General features: G+C 60.9%; 21 protein-coding genes. 6 read left to right on the top strand and 15 right to left on the bottom strand.

What is annotated here, in order from left to right:
- Positions 1-30 precede the first annotated feature (30 nt).
- The 7 genes from D3250_RS05265 to idi form a co-directional block, all read right to left on the bottom strand.
- Entirely contained in the window at positions 31-1,221 is a 1,191-nt protein-coding gene (locus D3250_RS05265; protein ID WP_119902351.1) for a ferrochelatase, read from the bottom strand.
- A gap of 66 nt (positions 1,222-1,287) precedes the next feature.
- On the bottom strand, positions 1,288-2,145 hold the full coding sequence (locus D3250_RS05260; RefSeq protein WP_119902350.1) for a prenyltransferase: 858 nt from the start codon (positions 2,143-2,145) through the stop codon (positions 1,288-1,290).
- A complete protein-coding gene (locus tag D3250_RS05255) occupies positions 2,135-2,473 on the bottom strand; it encodes a lycopene cyclase domain-containing protein (RefSeq protein WP_119902349.1) in 339 nt (112 codons plus the stop codon). The genes D3250_RS05260 and D3250_RS05255 overlap by 11 nt, the downstream gene beginning before the upstream one ends.
- Positions 2,470-2,808 (bottom strand): lycopene cyclase domain-containing protein, encoded by a 339-nt coding sequence (locus tag D3250_RS05250; RefSeq protein ID WP_225973168.1) that lies wholly within the window; start codon positions 2,806-2,808, stop codon positions 2,470-2,472. The genes D3250_RS05255 and D3250_RS05250 overlap by 4 nt, the downstream gene beginning before the upstream one ends.
- A complete protein-coding gene (gene crtI / locus D3250_RS05245) occupies positions 2,798-4,360 on the bottom strand; it encodes a phytoene desaturase family protein (protein ID WP_119902348.1) in 1,563 nt (520 codons plus the stop codon). Before crtI ends, D3250_RS05250 begins: the two co-directional genes overlap by 11 nt.
- Entirely contained in the window at positions 4,357-5,250 is an 894-nt protein-coding gene (locus D3250_RS05240; protein WP_225973167.1) for a phytoene/squalene synthase family protein, read from the bottom strand. The genes crtI and D3250_RS05240 overlap by 4 nt, the downstream gene beginning before the upstream one ends.
- The gene (gene idi / locus D3250_RS05235; RefSeq protein ID WP_119902346.1) at positions 5,247-5,813 is read right to left on the bottom strand and encodes an isopentenyl-diphosphate Delta-isomerase; all 567 of its coding nucleotides are present in this window, start codon (positions 5,811-5,813) and stop codon (positions 5,247-5,249) included. Before idi ends, D3250_RS05240 begins: the two co-directional genes overlap by 4 nt.
- Before the next feature lie 75 nt (positions 5,814-5,888).
- Here idi and D3250_RS05230 point away from each other — a divergent pair, with 75 nt between their 5' ends.
- The gene (locus D3250_RS05230; protein ID WP_225973166.1) at positions 5,889-6,440 is read left to right on the top strand and encodes a MarR family winged helix-turn-helix transcriptional regulator; all 552 of its coding nucleotides are present in this window, start codon (positions 5,889-5,891) and stop codon (positions 6,438-6,440) included.
- 109 nt (positions 6,441-6,549) lie between these two features.
- Here D3250_RS05230 and D3250_RS05225 read toward each other — a convergent pair whose 3' ends face one another.
- The 5 genes from D3250_RS05225 to D3250_RS05200 form a co-directional block, all read right to left on the bottom strand.
- Positions 6,550-6,759 (bottom strand): cold-shock protein, encoded by a 210-nt coding sequence (locus D3250_RS05225; protein WP_119902345.1) that lies wholly within the window; start codon positions 6,757-6,759, stop codon positions 6,550-6,552.
- 220 nt (positions 6,760-6,979) lie between these two features.
- The gene (locus D3250_RS05220) at positions 6,980-7,483 is read right to left on the bottom strand and encodes an HNH endonuclease (protein ID WP_119902344.1); all 504 of its coding nucleotides are present in this window, start codon (positions 7,481-7,483) and stop codon (positions 6,980-6,982) included.
- Positions 7,484-7,658: 175 nt separating this feature from the next.
- Positions 7,659-8,603 (bottom strand): C40 family peptidase, encoded by a 945-nt coding sequence (locus D3250_RS05215; RefSeq protein WP_147383484.1) that lies wholly within the window; start codon positions 8,601-8,603, stop codon positions 7,659-7,661.
- A 234-nt stretch (positions 8,604-8,837) separates the two neighbouring features.
- Positions 8,838-9,980 (bottom strand): C40 family peptidase, encoded by a 1,143-nt coding sequence (locus D3250_RS11850; RefSeq protein WP_192892564.1) that lies wholly within the window; start codon positions 9,978-9,980, stop codon positions 8,838-8,840.
- 255 nt (positions 9,981-10,235) lie between these two features.
- Complete coding sequence (locus D3250_RS05200; RefSeq protein WP_119902341.1) at positions 10,236-10,958, bottom strand: iron-dependent transcriptional repressor DtxR; 723 nt, start codon at positions 10,956-10,958, stop codon at positions 10,236-10,238.
- A gap of 138 nt (positions 10,959-11,096) precedes the next feature.
- Here D3250_RS05200 and serC point away from each other — a divergent pair, with 138 nt between their 5' ends.
- Complete coding sequence (gene serC / locus D3250_RS05195; protein ID WP_119902340.1) at positions 11,097-12,215, top strand: phosphoserine transaminase; 1,119 nt, start codon at positions 11,097-11,099, stop codon at positions 12,213-12,215.
- Here serC and D3250_RS05190 read toward each other — a convergent pair.
- Complete coding sequence (locus D3250_RS05190; RefSeq protein WP_119902988.1) at positions 12,212-12,538, bottom strand: DUF3027 domain-containing protein; 327 nt, start codon at positions 12,536-12,538, stop codon at positions 12,212-12,214. The genes serC and D3250_RS05190 overlap by 4 nt on opposite strands.
- A 2-nt stretch (positions 12,539-12,540) precedes the next feature.
- Positions 12,541-12,924: a cold-shock protein gene (locus D3250_RS05185; RefSeq protein ID WP_119902339.1), complete on the bottom strand. Its 384-nt coding sequence runs from the start codon at positions 12,922-12,924 to the stop codon at positions 12,541-12,543.
- 66 nt (positions 12,925-12,990) lie between these two features.
- Between D3250_RS05185 and D3250_RS05180 the strand changes: the two genes are divergently transcribed.
- The 4 genes from D3250_RS05180 (at position 12,991) to D3250_RS05165 (ending at position 16,192) form a co-directional block, all read left to right on the top strand.
- Positions 12,991-13,215 carry a hypothetical protein gene (locus D3250_RS05180; protein WP_119902338.1) on the top strand — a complete coding sequence of 75 codons (225 nt, stop codon included), beginning with the start codon at positions 12,991-12,993 and terminating at the stop codon, positions 13,213-13,215.
- A gap of 91 nt (positions 13,216-13,306) precedes the next feature.
- Entirely contained in the window at positions 13,307-14,047 is a 741-nt protein-coding gene (locus D3250_RS05175) for a response regulator transcription factor (protein WP_119902337.1), read from the top strand.
- 79 nt (positions 14,048-14,126) lie between these two features.
- Positions 14,127-15,719 carry a sensor histidine kinase gene (locus D3250_RS05170; RefSeq protein ID WP_119902336.1) on the top strand — a complete coding sequence of 531 codons (1,593 nt, stop codon included), beginning with the start codon at positions 14,127-14,129 and terminating at the stop codon, positions 15,717-15,719.
- A gap of 182 nt (positions 15,720-15,901) precedes the next feature.
- Complete coding sequence (locus D3250_RS05165) at positions 15,902-16,192, top strand: WXG100 family type VII secretion target (RefSeq protein ID WP_119902335.1); 291 nt, start codon at positions 15,902-15,904, stop codon at positions 16,190-16,192.
- 57 nt (positions 16,193-16,249) lie between these two features.
- Here D3250_RS05165 and groL read toward each other — a convergent pair whose 3' ends face one another.
- Positions 16,250-17,896 carry a chaperonin GroEL gene (gene groL / locus D3250_RS05160; protein WP_119902334.1) on the bottom strand — a complete coding sequence of 549 codons (1,647 nt, stop codon included), beginning with the start codon at positions 17,894-17,896 and terminating at the stop codon, positions 16,250-16,252.
- Between the last annotated feature and the right edge of the window lie 30 nt (positions 17,897-17,926).

Below are 17,926 nucleotides of genomic sequence, written 5' to 3'. Positions count from 1 at the left end.
GCAGAGTTAGCCAGGACCAGATGCCCAGCCTCAGGGCGCGATCCCTGCCGCTGCGGGGCGGAAGCCCAGTCGGACATTCTCACAGCAGCCCGGACGGCATACATCGAACCATGGCCCAAGCTCCGTCACGTGGGGCCGCTCCTCGGGCGGAACAGCTGCCATGCGCTCCTGCAGCAAGTCCACGACGCTGCTGACAAATGCATGATGCACTCCCGGGGTGGGCGTCCGGGTGGCCTTCAGGCCAGCCTCCTGGGCTGCCTCAAGTGCCTCGTTGTCGAGGTCCCAGAGCACCTCCATATGGTCGCTGAGGAACCCGAGGGGAACCACCGCGACGGCCTTGACTCCCTCCGCAGGAAGCTCTGCAATGCGATCACATACATCCGGCTCCAGCCACGGCTGAGTCGGTGGACCCGAACGTGACTGGTACACCAACTCCCATCGAGTCCCATGATCGGCTTTGCCCTCTTCGGTCAGCTGCTCCATAATTTGGGCACCGACAGCTTTGTGCTGCGCGGCGTAGGCGCCCCCTTCCCCCAGGCCGAGCTCCCGGGGGCCCGACCGCTCCGCATCGGCAGTGGGAATGCTGTGAGTGGCGAACAGTATTCGGATCTCCTCCGGGGCCAGTCCGTCGTCGGCGAACTCGTGGAGGGCTGCCGCCACGCCTTCGGCGAACGGCTGAACGAAACCGGGCACGTCAAAGAACTGCCTAATTTTGTCAATGCGCACCACCCCCGCCAAACCGGTGTCAGTGATGGCCCGGGCGAAGTCCTCCCGATACTGGCGGCAGCTCGAATAGGAGCTGTATGCACTGGTCGCAAATGCCAGAAGGCGGGTGTGCCCATTGGCTGCGGCTTCTTTCACCGCATCTTCCAAGTAGGGGTCCCAGTTGCGGTTCCCCCAGTACACCGGGTATGTCATTCCTCGTTCCCGCAGCTCCTCCACCAACGCTGCACGCAGCTGACGGTTATGTTCGTTGATGGGGCTGACACCACCGAAGTGTCGGTAGTGCGTGGCGACCTCTTCCAAACGCTCATCCGGGATGCCGCGGCCCCGAGTCACGTTACGCAGGAAGGGGATGACATCCTCCTGACCCTCCGGTCCGCCAAAACCGGCCAGCAGAATTGCGTCGTATTCTTGGGGCTCGGACACGTGCGGAGGGCCGGCCACCGAGGCCTCATTGGCGTGCGGCACCTCTGCAGCACCGCGTGTTGTCTCAGTCATGATCAGGTTCCTTTCTGCGTGGGGATGAGTTGGACCTCCGGCAGGCACGCTCAGCGGACTGCCACATCATGGAGAACCGAATATTCGGAAGAGAAGAAGGGTCAGGGCAGCTCCAACCGCGTAGTTGATCCACAGGAAGTGGCGCCAACCACCGTGCACCCGGCCAGCCTGGTGATCGGTGAGATTTCGATATGGCGCCGCCGCTGCAAGATAGGGCAGAGCCAAGAGCCCGGCGAGCGCCCCGGGCCATCCGACACCGAGCATCAGCAGGCCAGCAGCTGCCCAGAGGGCCATGGCGGAACGGACAGTTTTCTGAGCTCCCAGCGCTGTGGCAATGGATTTGATACCGGCGGCGCGGTCGGGGGCGATGTCCTGGACTGCCCCGAACGCGTGGCTTGCCATGCCCCAGAGCAGGAAAGCGGTCAGGATGCAAAGAGTAACCAGGTCAATGCTGGCTCCCGCCAAGACGAGTCCATATACCGCAGGGCTGACGAAGTGCACACTCGAGGTCAACGAGTCCAATCCTGGGATTTCTTTGAATCGCAGCGGAGGTGCCGAGTACGCCACCACAGCGAAGAGACTGCAGGCCAGCACGATCCAGGAGTGCCACGTGCCGAGCAGAATCAACGCTGCGACGAAAGGCAGACAGACTGCCGCGGAGGCAAGTAAGACCGGTTTGTGGAGGCGCGGTGCGAGAAGTGCGCCTTCGGCGCCACCCTTGCGAGGGTTGGCGACATCTGAAGCGTAGTCGAAGACGTCATTGATGCCGTACATGGCCAAGTTATAAGGAATGAGGAAGAACAGCGTGCCAATGATGAGCGCGGCGTCGATTTCGCCAGCGGTCAGCACGTAGGCCACAGCGAATGGATACCCGGTGTTGATCCAACTCAGCGGGCGTGATGAGCGGAGCATGTCAGTGAGCATCGGCTCTCCTGCGGGTCTGCACCCGACCGAGCAACACCCACAGCGCCGGGAGCAGAAGCACAGCCGCGATCGAGTAGCTGAAGTCTTCAATCGGCGCCACGCCCAAACGCACGCCCGAAATGTGCTCTTCCGAATAGTCGACGAGTCCGACGCCGATAATCACGTTGTCGAAGACAGCGGTGAGCAACAGCAGCACCGCTGTTGCGATCGCCACCGCCTGCCAGGAGAAGTCTGCGGGACCCCCAGTCCGACGGTGTATGACGAGCGCCCCCCCGGCGATGAGAGCCGCCACCGCAAGGAAGCCTGCCGAAAGTACCACGTAAGTCATGACTTGGCCCTCCTCTCCAACACCCTCTGAGAACCCAACACCAGCACCATGGTGATGTGGCAGAGGAACAGCAGGAAAACCAACTCCTCCAGCGGCAACTCCGGCCCTAACATTATGCCGGTCATGTACGGTCCTGTGCCCTGAAAGAAGATCCCCAGCGCGATCCCGGCGATATCCCACAACAGGAAGAAGACCGCACCAATGACCAGAATGACGCTCGCGCGGAGCGGCTCTCGGAAGATGAAGACACTGTGCCTCCAGTCGATGAGCAAGATGCAGGCCGCTGAAGTCAGCAGGGCAGCGAGGTACAACAGATTCGTCGGCTCAACCGGCACGCGAGGCCTCCACCGGGCCTGTCCTGGTGTCGCCTCGTACCGACTTCAGCACCAGCTCAGCGCTGATCAGGCACATTGGCACGCCAATTCCTGGCATCGTGGTTGAACCAGCATAGAAGAGTCCCTCTACCTTGGGAGAAGTGATAGGTCCACGGAAGAACGCACTTTGACGCAGGGTGTGGGCGGGGCCGAGGGCCCCTCCCTGCCATGCCCCAAAGTCACGGGCGAAGTCCGCTGGCCCCACGCTTCTCCGAACCACAATCCGCTCAGCAAGATCAGGGATATCCGCCCATTCAGCGATTTGCCGGATGGAATCATCGACGACGCGCTCTACTGCTTCGTCACCTGTCCGGTCGGTGCCACCGGATCCCAAGGACGTGTCGGCGCGCAAGGGCACCAAGACAAAGAGATTCTCGTGACCTTCGGGGGCCACAGCGTCGGAGGCGCTGGGCCGGCAAACATAGATTGATCGGGGCGGCCCCGCCGCTGGAGTCTTCCCCGCGATCTCATCGAAGCCCCGCTGCCAGTTTTCGGTGAAAAGCAGCGTGTGATGGGTCAGCTGGGGAGTTTTCCCCCGGACTCCCAGCAGCGCCAGAACTGCACTGGGGCCAGGGTCCCTGCGCTTCCAGGCGCGCGACGATCGCGTTCTGTCCCGGGGCGCAAGCAGCTGAGTTTCCGTGACATGCATATCAGCGCTGGCCACCACTACATCAGCGGCGATGAACTGTCGCCTTCCCCTGGCATCTGTGAAATGGACACCGGTCGTGCGGCCTCGGGAGGTTGTGATGTGCTCGGCTCTGCAGCCCGTCTTTAGACTCACACCCTGCTGTTCAGCCATGCGAGCCACTGCACCGACGACTGCACTGAAACCGCCTCGAGGGTAGAGAACTCCCTGGGAGATGTCTAGATGACTCATGAGGTGATAGAGGCTCGGCGCATCGGATGGCGAAGTGCCCAGGAAGACTGCTGGGTATCCGAGGATCTTCTGCAGTCGCTCATCCTTGGTGTGGCGGGCGATGAATCTATCAAGCGGCTCAGAGAGCAGACGCAGAAGTCTAGGGAGGCGCTTGAGCAGCGCGGGGTCAAGAAAGGCCCCCAGATTGGAGAAGGTGGAGTACAGCAACCGCTGGGTTGCCAACTGGTAAGTCTCCGAAGCCGAGGCCAAGTAGTCGTTGAGCGCCTCCGGGGAGATACCCAAAGACAACAGGGCCTCCTTACTCCGCTGCGCCGGGAGATCGAACGGCTGGCCGTGACCTTCGAAGAACACTCGGTAGGCGGGGTCGAGCTCTTGAAGGTCGAGCTCATCAGCAACTGATGTGCCGAACAGCTCGAAAAAATGCTCAAAGACCTCAGGCATCAGGTACCAGGATGGCCCAGTCTCGAACCTGAACCCCTCATGCGTCCACTCTGCGGCACGCCCACCAAGCTCACTTCGGGCTTCCAACAGCGTCACTTCAAGACCGTCGCGCGCCAGCATCGCTGCCGTTGCCAATCCGGAGAATCCACCGCCGATGACCACAGCCTTGCTAGCGACCGCGGATCGCCGGCTCATGATCCTCGTCCCGATGGGAGTGGAATCAGAGTCTCAGCGAGGATTCGTGCTTTGACACGGTTCGGTACCGAGACTCGGGCCTGATGGAGAGACGCGGCGTCCACCCGGCGCAGCCGCTCATTGAGCTCCGTGAAGAGAGCCGCCGCAAGGGCAGTGGCTCGGCGCGAACCGGGTGGCAGCAGGGGCAGCACCCTGCGTGCTTCGGCGAGATCAGCATCAATGTCGGCGATGATTTCGGACTTTCTGTGGTCATTGAGGGTCCCAGGGGACGTTCCGGGGAAGTACGTGCGGCCAAGTCGCTGGGAATCTTCGGCAAAGTCGCGCAGGAAATTGATCTTCTGGAAGGCCGCACCGAGCCGCGCGGCGCCAGCCTCAAGACGACTCAGGTCTTCCTCCCAGACCTGGTGGTCTTGCAGGAATACTCGAAGACACATGAGACCCACTGCTTCGGCGGAACCGTGTACGTAGGTTCTGTACTGTTCCTCGCTCAGCGACACCACCGGCTCCAGGTCTCTCCGCATGGACCGAAAGAAGGCGCGGACCAAGGACTCTTCGATGCTGGCCGCTCGACCAGTCATCGCAAAGGAGTGAACAACAAGATTGGCGCTGAAACCACGTTCCAAAGCTGCAAGCGTCTCTTCCTCCAAAGCGTCCAACACTCCTCGGCGGAGGGCGTCGTCGAGCCCGGCCTCTTCCGCAGTGCCGTCAACGATCTCGTCTGCAATGCGGACAAGAGCATAAACGTTGCAGATACCGGCCCGTGTGTGGGCCGGCAGCAAACGTGTGGCGAGACCAAAAGACGTCGAGTACTCGCGAATCACGCGGGACGAGGCCCTCTCCGCAGTTCGCGAATACAGTCCCAAGTGCGTGGAGAATTGAGGCGCCTTCACTGATGTCCTCGACCAGCCCGGGAGGTGTCTGCACCTCTTTGGTAGATAGAGAGTTGTGCCGCTTGGCTTACCAGCCATGGAGAAAAGGCCCAGGGGGCCGACTCCACAGCAGCCGCGAGTCTCTCCGGTTCGACCCACATGAACTCGGCGACTTCCTTGGGGTTCGGCTCAGTGACGCTCACAGCTGAAGCGGAGAACACTGGACAGATCTCATTTTCTACGACGCCCGAAGCATCGGTTGCTCGGTACCGGAAATCTGGGAGCTCAACCGAGACGTTGTCCAACTCGATGCCCAACTCGTGCCGGGCGTGTCGGTGCACAGCATCTTCGAGATTCTCTGAGGGCTGCGGATGACCGCAGAAAGAATTCGTCCACACACCGGGCCAGGTAAGTTTGCCCAACGCACGTCGCGTCACGAGCACCTCTCCTGAGGAGTTGATTACGTGACAGGAGAAGCCAAGGTGCAGTGGCGTCTGGCTTGAATGGACGCGCTCTTTGAGTTCCGTGCCACACGGTTCACCCTGGTCGGTGAGGAGCACGACGTGACCTGCTGAGCTCTGCATGTAGGCAGCACCCCTATAGTTAATAGTTAACTTAGCTAGCATTGTGCTCGTCTAATAGTAACCTAAGGAAGACTTATGGCGAAGAACGGTCTAGGCCCTGGAGAGGCTGAAAAATCCTCCATGATGGACCCTCGATTGCTGGACCCGGATGAGGAACTGGTCAAGCACCGGTGGCTCGACGACGCTGAGCTCGATCAGACCGTTCGGCTCCTCGAGTCGCTCAGACGATGGCACAACGCTGAGCGCAGCACGAGCGAGGCTATGCGGAAAGATATGGATCTGGGCGAGTCCGATATGCGCGCCCTTCGGTACATTATCGCGGCCCAAGTCAATCAGCGGCTGGCGACTCCCAGCGAACTTGCCCAGCACCTGGGCCTCTCGACTGCAGCGGTGACCAAGGTATTGGATCGTCTCGCCGAGCGAGATCATATTCGCCGACTGCCGCACCCTGAGGATCGCAGGAGTACTGCGATCGAGGCGACCGATGAGACCCGGAAGACAGCTCGGCGCATCGTCGGCCGGAGCCATGCTGGTCGGTTCAATGTGGCTGCTGCACTGACAGCGGAAGAACGCGAGGTTGTCATTGGGTTCCTCGATGCGCTCTCAGCCACTGTTCCCCCAGAATGAGACCGGCCGAGAACCACATGAATAGTGGGTGGGCGGCGGTTTAACGGATCCGGCCCCCGGTTCCACCTTTGGAGTGGAACCGGGGGCCGGTCTTTAGGAAGAGTGGGGGTCAGACAGCGCTGACGTTCTCCGCCTGCAGGCCCTTGGGGCCGGATGCAGTCTCGAACTGAACCTGCTGGTTCTCCTCGAGAGTCTTGAACCCGCCGTGGCCGGGCTCAATTGCGCTGTAGTGAACGAATACGTCGTCCGAACCGTCTGAGGGGGCAATGAAGCCGTATCCCTTTTCGGCGTTAAACCATTTTACGGTGCCAGTGGCCATGTGTGTTCCTAACTACTGTGTTACTTGCAATGCACCGATAGGTTCACGGTGCTGGGCCACACCAACCAGGCCAGGTCAGTGTGGGGTACTTGAGGTCACTGGGGTAAAACAATGACGTTCAATATCCCCCAACCCTACGCTACGAATTGGACACAGCCAATATTTACAGAATTGGGCCTGCGCGCCAGACCTCAGGGGTCCGGCGGGGGCGATTCACGCTTCACGCAGGGAGCGCCGTGGAATCAAGGAAGGGCATCCAGATCTCCCGCGGCGCATCGAGCTCGGCTGGGAGCCACATATGGTGAGGTGGGACTCGTGGAGTGGTAAGCAGGTTCCATCCCAGCTGCTCCAGAGTCTTGTCCCCTTTGCGGACGTTGCAGGGGCCGCAGCACGCCAGCAGATTCTCCCAGCTGGAATCTCCGCCCCGGGACTTGGGGATCACATGGTCGACCGTCGCTGCCGATCTCCCGCAATAACCGCACTGCTTTCGGTCGCGCCGCAGGACACTGCGCCGTGAGGGCGGCCCCGGGTTCCTGCGTGCCACCCTCACGTATTGATGAAGAAGGATCACCGCCGGACGCGGGATCAGAACAGAGGGAGCGACTATTGGGAGGCCGTCTTCGGCCAGCACGCTGGCCTTGCCGCGCATGACAAGCACCGCCGCGCGGCGCGATGTCACCACGTTCAGCGGCTCATACCCTGCGTTGAGCACCAAGGTTCGCATGTGTGTTCCCGGGTCTTCTCCCCGTGTCTCGTGCTTCTGCTGTGGCGGGGGTTCCTCAAATTACTATAAGCCCCTGCGCGACATCCGGGCGTACGCGCGGTCTGCAGAAACACCTGTGGGGTGCGACTACGAAAGAGTCGCACCCCACGAATGTGAAGCGTTAGGTCCCTGATCCTCAGGAGGGGCGCAGGATCGCGATTACGTTGTGCCAGCTCTCATGGTAACCGTGGGTGGTAACCCCGGAGGCGGCGAGTGCGCCGATCATCTGGCCATTGCCGACGTAGATTCCAGCGTGGTACTGGCTCCGAATGCCACCCACCACCACGATATCGCCGGGCTGCGGTGAAGAGACCCGCGGAAGTGAGGCCATCATGCCGTGGGTGCTGCGTGCGCCCCCGGGCAGCGGCTGGCCGGCCTGAGCGTAGGCCCAGTTGATGAAGCCGGAACAGTCCATACCGCCTAGTGTCGAGCCGGCCCAGACATACGGAGTGCCGATTGCGCTGTAGGCCGCGCTCACTACGGAGCTTCCAGCGGCCGGAGCGGGCTCGGTCTCCACAGTGCTGCTGGCTGTCTGTGCGACCTCAGCGGTCTGTGTGGCTGGTGTCTCCGCGACCTCTGTGGTCGGCGTCTCAGCAGCCTGCGTAGTTTGGGCAGTTGTTTGCGCGACTGTCTCAGTCGTCGTCTGTGTCTCTGCAGTTTCTGCAGTATGGACCTCCACCGCTGCGGACTCAGCAGCGGTGGACTCCGCTGCAATTGGCTCTGCAGTCGCTGGCTGGCTGGAAGTGGCAGCCTCAGCCGGTCCTTCAGAGCTGACGGCTGGGCGGTCGAATGTCAGCTCCACGTCGGTGGACGCCGACACGGCAGCTGGGGTCGCTTGAGAGGCTAACTCGATGGCGTCAGCGGGCTGAACTGCCAGTGTGGCCTGGGCCCGACCTTCGGACTGAGGATCGCCTTCTGCCATGGCAGCGACCGAGGTCGTCAGAAGGAGTCCGGAAGTTCCGAGGACGACGCCAACTTTGCGTCCGGTCTTTGCCGCACGAGTCTTTGCAGCCAGCCGAGCTTCAGCTTCTGCAGCTACGCGGCGCTCTCGCCGCGTCTGAATGGGAGTCTGTTCGATCATCACTGGAAGACTTTATAACGGACACGTCTCGATGTCACATTTAGATTACGAGTCTCGTAATACTTGCACATCTGGACCTGTGTAGAGCCTGGGAATCTGGTGCTTCAGCGCCACTCTGGACCCTCTTTTTGGGCATCGAGCAGCCAGGGGAAGGCTTAAATGCGAGTGTGGGGCGCGACTCAGGCCTGAGTCGCGCCCCACACTCGTGAGATTCGTTATCTAACCGAGTCGTGTTTAGCCCGGGCGGTGGTAGGTGGTGACGTTGTGCCAACCAGCATGCAGATCGTGAACTCGCACTCCAGCGGATGCAGTTGTGGAGATGACCTGACCATTGCCAACGTAGATTCCTCCGTGGGAGTTGCCGTTGGACAGCACGATGTCTCCCGGTGCTGGGCTGGACACGCGCGGCAGCGATGCCATGCCGTGAGTGGTCCGCGGGACGCTGATTCCGGCCTGTGCATAGGCGTACTGGATCATGCCGGAGCAGTCGATTCCGGAACCCGGAGTCGTTCCGCCCATCACGTGAGGAGTGCCCAGGGTTGAGTAAGCGGCGGAAACCACGCTGCTGCGGCCACCGGACCCCGATGAAGGAGCAGACTGCTGTGAGGAGCTGGCGGTGCTGGAAGAGCTGCCACCATTCGAGGAGCTGGACTGAGTGGAGCCTGACTGGCTAGAAGAGCTGCCACCATTCGACGAACCGGACTGAGAGGAACCTGACTCGCTCGAAGAGCTCCCCCCATTCGACGAACCGGACTGAGAGGAACCTGACTCGCTCGAAGAGCTCCCCCCATTCGAAGAGCTGGACTGAGTGGAGCCTGACTGGCTAGAAGAGCTGCCACCATTCGAGGAGCCGGACTGACCCGATGCGCTGCTGGCTCCAGCTGAGGCCTGAGTCTGCTGCGGAGCAGGCTCTGCCGGTTCAGCCGGTTCAGCCGGTTCAGCAGGCTCTGCCGGTTCAGCAGGCTCTGCCGGTTCAGCAGGCTCTGCCGGTTCAGCAGGCTCTGCCGGTTCAGCAGGCTCTGCCGGTTCAGCAGGCTCTGCCGGTTCCGCAGGCTGTGCCGGTTCAGCAGGCTCAGGAGTGCTTTGGGTGGAGAACGCGGGACGCTCGAAGCTCAGAGCGGTTTCTGCGGGAGTACTCACTACTGCAGGCGCCTCGACGCTGGCCCGCTCGACGCTCAACATCGCCGCGGTAACCTCAACCGTGCCCGAGGCGCGGCCATCATTGGCCGAAGTCTCGGCCCCGGCTGCTACGCCAGTGCCGATTACGAGTCCTGCGGAGGCCAGGACGGCAGCAGTGGTGCGGCCGGCGTGTCCTGCACTGGAGCTCTTGCGAGCGCGGCGGTCACGGCGCGATACGAAAGTGTTGTTATCAGTCACGTGAATAAAACCTCTCCCTGCAGTGGGCGGCAGTTAAGCGAACATTCCTCCAGCTGACATGCAGGGTTGGCGCCTGCTGGAAGATTCTCGGGTGCATTTTGGACATCTGCCCCGAGCACGCGACCGACTTTATAACAGATTGATATAAATGTCACACTTAGGTCACGAGTTACTCAGCGTCGGCCAAAATCACACTGGACACTGTCACGGAATCGTCACGGATGACAGGTCAGAGTCACGCTTGTGAGGAAGCTGTTAGCGGTCTTCCTTGACGAAGATGTGCTGTGCGATCTCCAAGGGAAGCTCCACTTCGAGGCGGCCCTCGACATCGTCATCGACCACAAACTCAGCGTAGGCCTCGCTCAACCCTGTCACCCTCAGGGAGGCACCGGGCCGCAAGCCCACGTCAAGAAGCTGGCTCAGCACTTCGGGCTCCACCTGGACAGACTCGGCAAGACGCTGAACCTTCCACAGTGAAGCCCCCGTCCCGGCGCCGTACTCTGTGGCGACCTCACGCAGGTTCTTCCGCGCCAACTGCGCCGGATGCGCCCCAACGTTGACTCCGAGCTCTTCCAGACCGGGGATCGGGTTGCCGTAGGGAGACTCCACGGGATCGTCGAGCAGTTCCACAAGCCGGCGCTCCACCCGCTCGCTCATCACGTGCTCCCAACGGCAGGCTTCTTCATGTATGTAAGGCCATTCCAGGCCAATCACGTCAGAGAGCAGCCGTTCCGCCAGGCGATGTTTGCGCATCACCTGCACCGCCCGCCCCCTGCCCTCATCAGTCAGTTCCAGGTGCCGCGATTCCGTCAGCCGCAGCAGGCCGTCGCGCTCCATGCGCGCGACCGTTTGGGAGACCGTGGGACCCGAATGCTCGAGGCGTTCCGCGATGCGGGCGCGCAACGGAACGATCCCTTCCTCTTCTAGATCCAGAATCGTTCGCAGATACATCTCGGTGGTGTCGATGAGATCAGTCAACGTCTGCGCTCCTTGGTACTGTAATCACCGATGGACGGTGTGCTCGGTCCAGCATATCCGTGCAGCAACATTCCACCACCTGGTCCCCTATATACATGTCTGTATCTTGCCGAGTAGTACCCACCCCAAGGAGTGCATGTGAGCCCCGAGATCGTCACGATACCTACCGAGCTGCTGCCGCAAGATGGCCGGTTCGGCGCTGGTCCGTCCCGAATTCGTCCTGAGCAGGTGCGCGCCCTTTCCGACGCCGGACGCCGCCTCCTGGGCACCTCTCACCGGCAAGCTCCGGTCAAGAATCTGGTGGGCAGCATCCGCGAGGGCCTCAGAGATCTTTTTCGCCTCCCTGAAGGGTACGAGGTGGTGCTCGGCGTCGGCGGGTCGACGGCCTTCTGGGACATTGCAAGCTTCGGTCTGGTGCAGGCCAAGGCCCAACACCTCTCCTTCGGGGAGTTCGGCGGAAAGTTTGCTCAGGCCACGGACTCCGCCCCATTCCTCGAGCCCAGCTCAATCATCACCTCCTCGCCAGGGACCCGCCCTATGCCGCACGCCGAAGCCGGGGTGGACGTCTACGCTTGGCCGCAGAACGAAACGTCAACCGGAGTTGCCGCGCCCGTGCACCGAGTACAGGGAAGTGACGACGACGCCCTGATCATGATTGACGCGACATCTGCAGCTGGTGGACTTTCGGTGGACATCGCTGAAACTGATGTCTACTACTTCGCCCCCCAGAAGAACTTCGGCTCCGATGGCGGTCTCTGGGTGGCCATCATGTCCCCTGCCGCCCTCGCCCGGGCTGAACAGCTCGCCGCTCAGCGATGGGTACCCGCGTTTCTGAGCCTGACAACGGCAATCGAGAATTCCAGGAAGGACCAGACCTACAACACCCCGGCGTTAGCTACCCTAGTGACGCTGGAGGAGCAGATCCGATGGATCAACACCTCCGGCGGTCTAGGCTTCGCCTCAGCTCGCACCGCGGACTCAGCGCGTCGTGTCTATGACTGGGCCGAGGGGCACCGGGCAGCTGAGCCTTTCGTGCGCGACCCCGCCGACCGATCAAACGTTGTCACCACCGTCGATCTCACCGACTCAATGGATGCCGCTGCGGTGTCAAGCACCCTACGAGCCAACGGAATCGTCGACGTCGAGCCTTACCGAAAGCTCGGCAGGAACCAATTGCGGATCGCGACCTTCGTATCAGTTGATCCGGAGGATGTCAGCGCTCTGCTGAAGTGCATCGACTACGTGCTCGACGCCTAAGAGGACTCGTCCTTGTCCGCGTCTGCGAGACGTTCGGACCAGGGCACCCACTCGGGCGCGATGAGCGCATCGTGCCCGGGGAGCAGGCCCAGTTCGCATACGGTGACCTTCTTGCTTCGGGGGGCGCGAGCCACCGTGACAAACCACTCCCAGCCGCGGTACCCGGGTCGGTCGGCCGCGAACCGATGTGTGATCAGTCGCTCTCCGTCAGCTCTGGTGCCGAGATGCTCGCCAATCTGAGCCGCGAGAGCGACCTCGCTCAGAGCCGAGCGTGCAACGCTGACGGCCTCAACCAAGGCCGCGTCCTTCTTATATGAGGCCATGATCACGCGTCGAAATCGTCAGCCACGCGGCGCAGCAGCGCAGCGATCTTTTTGGACTGCTCGGCTTTGGGGTAGTGACCATTGCGCAGCTGACCGGTGGTGTTGTCCAGGACATTGACCAGATCCTGAACCAACTCACCCATATCTTCGGCAGGCTTGCGCGTGGCGCGGACCATCGACGGCGCTTCGTTCAGTATGCGGACGCTCAGCGCCTGCTTTCCTCGACGTCCATCAGCGATTCCGTACTCCAAACGCGTTCCCGACTTCACAGTGGCGACTGAGGACGGAAGCGCAGATGAGTGCAGGTACACCTCTTCGCCGGTGTCACCGGTGACAAATCCGAATCCTTTGTCAGCGTCGAACCATTTCACTTTTCCCGTAGGCACGTGTGTACTACCTCCTTTTGAGCAAGTACCAGAATACCCCCAACCCTCGAGGGATAGAATTGCAGGATGTCCGCTTCAACGCCCGGTGTGCTTTCACGCGCCTCCCTGATCTTGGGCGTCGGCGTCACCGCTCTGTCCTTCATCGCTCTGATCGCCATCCTGGTCCTCTACTTCTCAGGACTGGTCCCTCACGCCGGCCTCTATTGGGCCGCGCTCTGGGGATTCCCGGCCGGCTTCGTATTAATGTGCCTCTACATTATGCTCAGCCTCGGGCGGCGCCGAACGCCCTAACTCCTGTTGCCCTGCAGCAGCCCTGAAAAAGCTAACGTTGCATTCGGCAGGCGTACAGTCACTACTCAGGAAATAGTCCGATACTGGCTCTGTGACTGATAAAACACCGGAAGCCAAGCTGCTGGTCGTTGACGACGAGCCCAACATCCGTGAACTCCTCGCGACAAGCCTACGATTCGCGGGCTTCGATGTGGCAGCCGCGGCCAACGGGCGCGAAGCGCTCGACATCGCTGAGAAGTTCCAGCCTGACTTGGCTGTGCTCGATGTGATGCTGCCGGACATGGACGGCTTCACCGTCACTCGGCGACTACGCGCTTCAGGCAAGCACTTTCCAGTACTTTTCCTCACCGCGCGCGATGATACTGACGATAAGATCACCGGCCTGACGGTGGGAGGTGACGACTATGTGACCAAGCCTTTCTCCCTTGATGAGGTTGTAGCACGCATCAAGGCCGTACTGCGTCGCACCGCTCCCTACGACGACGAGGACGCGGTCATCAGGATCGACAACCTTGAACTGGACGATGATGCCCACGAAGTCCGCCACGAGGGTGAGATCATCGAATTGTCACCAACGGAATTCAAACTCCTCCGTTATCTGATGATGAACCCCAACCGTGTCCTGTCGAAGCAGCAGATTCTTGACCACGTGTGGGAATACAACTTCAACGGTGACGCCTCGATCGTTGAATCCTACATCTCCTACCTCCGTCGCAAGATCGAATCCGGAGCTGAGGGGGCGCCGGCGATTCAGACTAAACGCGGAGTGGGTTACGTGCTGCAGACGTGGGAGCGACGCCAACGCTCGCAAGGAGCTACTCCCTCCTCGTAGCTGAAGTGAGCTGAGAGGTCCACTACCGAGATTGCGGTAGTCACCATTGTTTCGCGCTGCGGGGCCTAAACTCTTACCTATGCGTCTGCTCTCCGCGATCTCCCGAGCTTGGCGGAGGACCTCTCTGCGAAGCCAGTTGGTCACCATCACCTCCGGTCTGCTGCTGTTGACTTTGATAGTCACCACGTTCGTCTCGGCCTCTCTGTATCGGCAAGAGCTGCTTCGAAACATGGATGAGGACCTTAGAAGCAACGCCCAGGCGCTGACAAACTACTTCTACGACATCCGCTCTGATGACTTCGACGAGGGTGAGGAAGAGACAAGCCCCACATGGGCTGAGTTTCAGTCCATCTTTCGTTTCTACGGCTGGATGCTGGACGATCAGGGGGATCCGATTCCGGGCCTATCACTGCGAGCCAGCAACATGGAGACCGCCGATGTTCCTCAGATCCCCCGGCTGACCCCTGATGAAGCGGCCGAACTTGGTCACGAATCGTTCAACGTTCCCGGGACCCAAGAGAACTCTCGCGGCTTCAGAGTTCAGGCTCATCATTTGATGCACGGCGAGGAGTCCGTCATTATCGCGCTTCCCATGGAGAGCGTCGAGACTTCTGTAGAACGCGCAAGCTTTCTGGTGGCAACAATCGGACTCCTCGCGACTCTGGGGGCCTCCATCATCGCCTACTCTCTGACCACCAGAGCCTTCAGGCCGCTTCTCAGGGTGGAGAAAACCGCTGCCGCAATCGCCGGGGGGGACTTCGCCCAGCGCGTTCACACTACTGCACCGCTGGAGACGGAGATCGGGCGTTTGGCTACTGCGCTGAATGTGATGCTGGAACACATTGAGCAGGCTTTTGCGCAGAAGGAAGCCTCGGAAGAAAAGATGCGCCGCTTCATCCAGGACGCTTCCCATGAGCTGCGCACACCTCTGGTGACCATCCGAGGCTTCTCAGAGCTGTACCGACAAGGTGGGCTCAACGACAACCCGGACGCTGTGGGCACCGCTATGGGGCGAATTGAGTCAGAGGCCACCCGATTGGGTCAACTCGTAGAGGACATGCTCACCCTCGCCAGGCTCAACGAGCAGCGGGCTATGGAGCCTAAGCCACTGGACCTCAATATCATCGCCCACGAAGCGGTCATGGATATGACCGTCAACGCCCCAGATCGCGAAGTCAAAGTAATTGGTCTTGACGGTGGCTCACCGTCCCCGGCTCCGGTGATCGGCGACGAGGGACGGATCCGTCAGATCGTCACGAATCTGGTGACAAATGCCCTCCGCTACACGCCGGAAGGAACCCCCATGGAGTTGGCGGTGGGCACCCAGAGTTTGGTGGAGGGAGTTGTGGAGTCAGTTCTGGAGGTGCGGGACCATGGTGAGGGGATCGACCCTGAGGACGCAGAGAAGATCTTCGAGCGTTTCTACCGGGCTGACAGCTCACGACAGCGTGAAACTGGCGGTACCGGGCTGGGACTGGCGATCTGTGCCGCCATCGCCGCCCAGCATGGTGGCAGTGTTCGCCACTCGGAGACGCCGGGCGGGGGTGCAACCATGACGTTGCGACTTCCCACTGACGATACCCTCGACTCTGACGACGATCACGAACTTGAACTCACAGAGGAGGAGCTGGAGCAGTTCCGCACGGCAGCACGGGGCGCTCAGGAGGGCTGAGCCCATCCGAGGCGCAGCGCAGCGTTTTCCCCAGGTTCGGATCTGCGCCCCACGACGCGCTCCAAGGTGCCCACTGCTAGTTCCTGCTCTGTGCACCGAAACACTAGAGTCCTAGCGTGGTAAGCGGAAGGGACTTCATCGGTCCTTTCTCAGCCACTCAGAACTAGGAACGGAGCAGCCTCATGGCGATATTTCAGATCGACACCGGAGATCTAATGGCCAAATCAGGCGCGGTGGAGGCCACGCTGAGCCGCATTCAGTCCGATGTCAGCTCCATGGAGGGCCAACTTCGCCAATTGCAGGAGACGTGGAAAGGTTCCGCCTCAGGGGCGTTTCAGGACGTGCTGACCCAGTGGCGTGCGACCCAGGTCCAGGTTGAGCAGTCACTGGCCGGTGTCAGGCAAGCGATGTCTGCGGCGTCCTCACATTATGAGGAGACTGAGCTCGCCAACGCTCGCATGTTCGGCCGATGAGCGCATAGAAAGACCCGCAGGCCCTGGGCCTGCGGGTCTTTCTATGCGTGTGGTGGGCTACATCATCCCGCCCATGCCACCCATGCCGCCCATGTCGTCCATGCCGCCTGCACCGCCACCGGCTGGCTGCGGTTCAGGCTTGTCAGCCACCACTGCTTCGGTGGTCAGGAACAAGCTGGCAATGGATGCCGCGTTCTGCAGTGCTGAACGAGTGACCTTGACTGGATCGGCCACTCCGGCCTCCAGCAGATCCTCATACTCGCCGGTCGCAGCGTTGAGCCCTTGGCCGGTGGCCAGGGACTTCACCTTCTCCGCCACGACACCGGCTTCCAGACCCGCATTTACTGCGATCTGCTTCAGGGGCGCCTCGATGGCGAACTTCACGATGTTCGCACCCGTGGCTTCATCATTCTCCAGGGAGAGAGACTCAAAGGCACGCGCACCAGCCTGGATCAGAGAGACCCCGCCGCCGGCGACAATTCCTTCGTCTACTGCAGCTTTGGCGTTGCGCACTGCGTCCTCGATGCGGTGCTTACGCTCTTTGAGCTCAACCTCAGTTGCCGCACCAGCCTTGATCACTGCAACACCGCCGGCAAGCTTGGCGAGCCGTTCTTGGAGCTTCTCGCGGTCATAGTCGGAGTCCGTGTTCTGGATCTCCGCCTTGATCTGGTTGACGCGACCGGAGATCTCGTCGGCGCTGCCAGCGCCTTCGACGATGGTGGTCTCGTCCTTAGTGACCACAACCTTGCGGGCTGTGCCGAGCAGGTCCAGATTGGCGTTCTCCAGGGAGAGTCCAACTTCCTCCGCGATGACCTGGCCACCGGTCAGGATGGCGATGTCCGCCAGCATGGCCTTGCGGCGGTCGCCGAAGCCAGGAGCCTTGACGGCCACAGACTTGAAAGTTCCCTTGAGCTTGTTGACCACCAATGCGGCCAGCGCCTCGCCCTCTACGTCCTCAGCAATGACCAGCAGCGGCTTGCCGGACTGCATCACCTTTTCCAGGATGCCGATGACGTCCTTGACGGAAGAGATCTTGGAGTTGGCAATCAGAATGTACGGATCCTCCAGCACTGCCTCCTGACGCTCTGCATCAGTCACGAAGTAACCGGAGAGATATCCCTTGTCGAAGCGCATACCCTCAGTGAGCTCGAGCTCAAGCCCAAAAGTATTGGACTCCTCGACCGTGATCACACCTTCTTTGCCCACCTTGTCGAGAGCCTGCGCAATCAACTCACCAATCTGCTTGTCGGCAGCAGAGATGGACGCCGTGGCGGCGATCTGCTCCGTGGTCTCAACTTCCTTGGCTGAGCTCAGCAACTCTTGAGTCACAGCGTCCACGGCTTTGTCGATGCCGCGCTTCAGAGCCATGGGGTCAGCACCTGCGGCTACGTTCCGCAGACCCTCTTTGACCAGAGCCTGGGCAAGAACGGTAGCGGTGGTGGTTCCGTCGCCTGCGACGTCGTCAGTCTTTTTGGCGACCTCTTTGACCAGTTCAGCACCGATCTTCTCGAATGGATCCTCGAGTTCGATCTCTTTGGCGATGGAGACACCATCATTGGTGATTGTGGGTGCGCCCCAGGACTTCTCGAGCACAACGTTTCGGCCGCGGGGGCCCAAGGTGACCTTGACGGCGTCAGCGAGGCTGTTCAGTCCCCGCTCGAGGCCGCGACGGGCCTCCTCGTCGAATGCAATGGTCTTAGCCATATCGGCACATGTCCTTCCTGGACGTGAGTA

It is taken from the genome of Nesterenkonia natronophila (assembly GCF_003595215.1).
GTDB lineage: Bacteria > Actinomycetota > Actinomycetes > Actinomycetales > Micrococcaceae > Nesterenkonia > Nesterenkonia natronophila.
This window is presented reverse-complemented; position numbering and strand designations above follow the sequence as displayed.

Bases quoted from the DNA above. Each gene is read 5' to 3' on its own strand.
- D3250_RS05265 (WP_119902351.1), bottom strand. From the start codon at position 1,221: ATGACTGAGACAACACGCGGTGCTGCAGAGGTGCCGCACGCCAATGAG.
- D3250_RS05260 (WP_119902350.1), bottom strand. From the start codon at position 2,145: ATGCTCACTGACATGCTCCGCTCATCACGCCCGCTGAGTTGGATCAAC.
- D3250_RS05255 (WP_119902349.1), bottom strand. From the start codon at position 2,473: ATGACTTACGTGGTACTTTCGGCAGGCTTCCTTGCGGTGGCGGCTCTC.
- crtI (WP_119902348.1), bottom strand. From the start codon at position 4,360: ATGAGCCGGCGATCCGCGGTCGCTAGCAAGGCTGTGGTCATCGGCGGT.
- idi (WP_119902346.1), bottom strand. From the start codon at position 5,813: ATGCAGAGCTCAGCAGGTCACGTCGTGCTCCTCACCGACCAGGGTGAA.
- D3250_RS05230 (WP_225973166.1), top strand. From the start codon at position 5,889: ATGGCGAAGAACGGTCTAGGCCCTGGAGAGGCTGAAAAATCCTCCATG.
- D3250_RS05225 (WP_119902345.1), bottom strand. From the start codon at position 6,759: ATGGCCACTGGCACCGTAAAATGGTTTAACGCCGAAAAGGGATACGGC.
- D3250_RS05220 (WP_119902344.1), bottom strand. From the start codon at position 7,483: ATGCGAACCTTGGTGCTCAACGCAGGGTATGAGCCGCTGAACGTGGTG.
- D3250_RS05215 (WP_147383484.1), bottom strand. From the start codon at position 8,603: ATGATCGAACAGACTCCCATTCAGACGCGGCGAGAGCGCCGCGTAGCT.
- D3250_RS05190 (WP_119902988.1), bottom strand. From the start codon at position 12,538: ATGGCCTCATATAAGAAGGACGCGGCCTTGGTTGAGGCCGTCAGCGTT.
- D3250_RS05180 (WP_119902338.1), top strand. From the start codon at position 12,991: ATGTCCGCTTCAACGCCCGGTGTGCTTTCACGCGCCTCCCTGATCTTG.
- D3250_RS05170 (WP_119902336.1), top strand. From the start codon at position 14,127: ATGCGTCTGCTCTCCGCGATCTCCCGAGCTTGGCGGAGGACCTCTCTG.
- D3250_RS05165 (WP_119902335.1), top strand. From the start codon at position 15,902: ATGGCGATATTTCAGATCGACACCGGAGATCTAATGGCCAAATCAGGC.
- groL (WP_119902334.1), bottom strand. From the start codon at position 17,896: ATGGCTAAGACCATTGCATTCGACGAGGAGGCCCGTCGCGGCCTCGAG.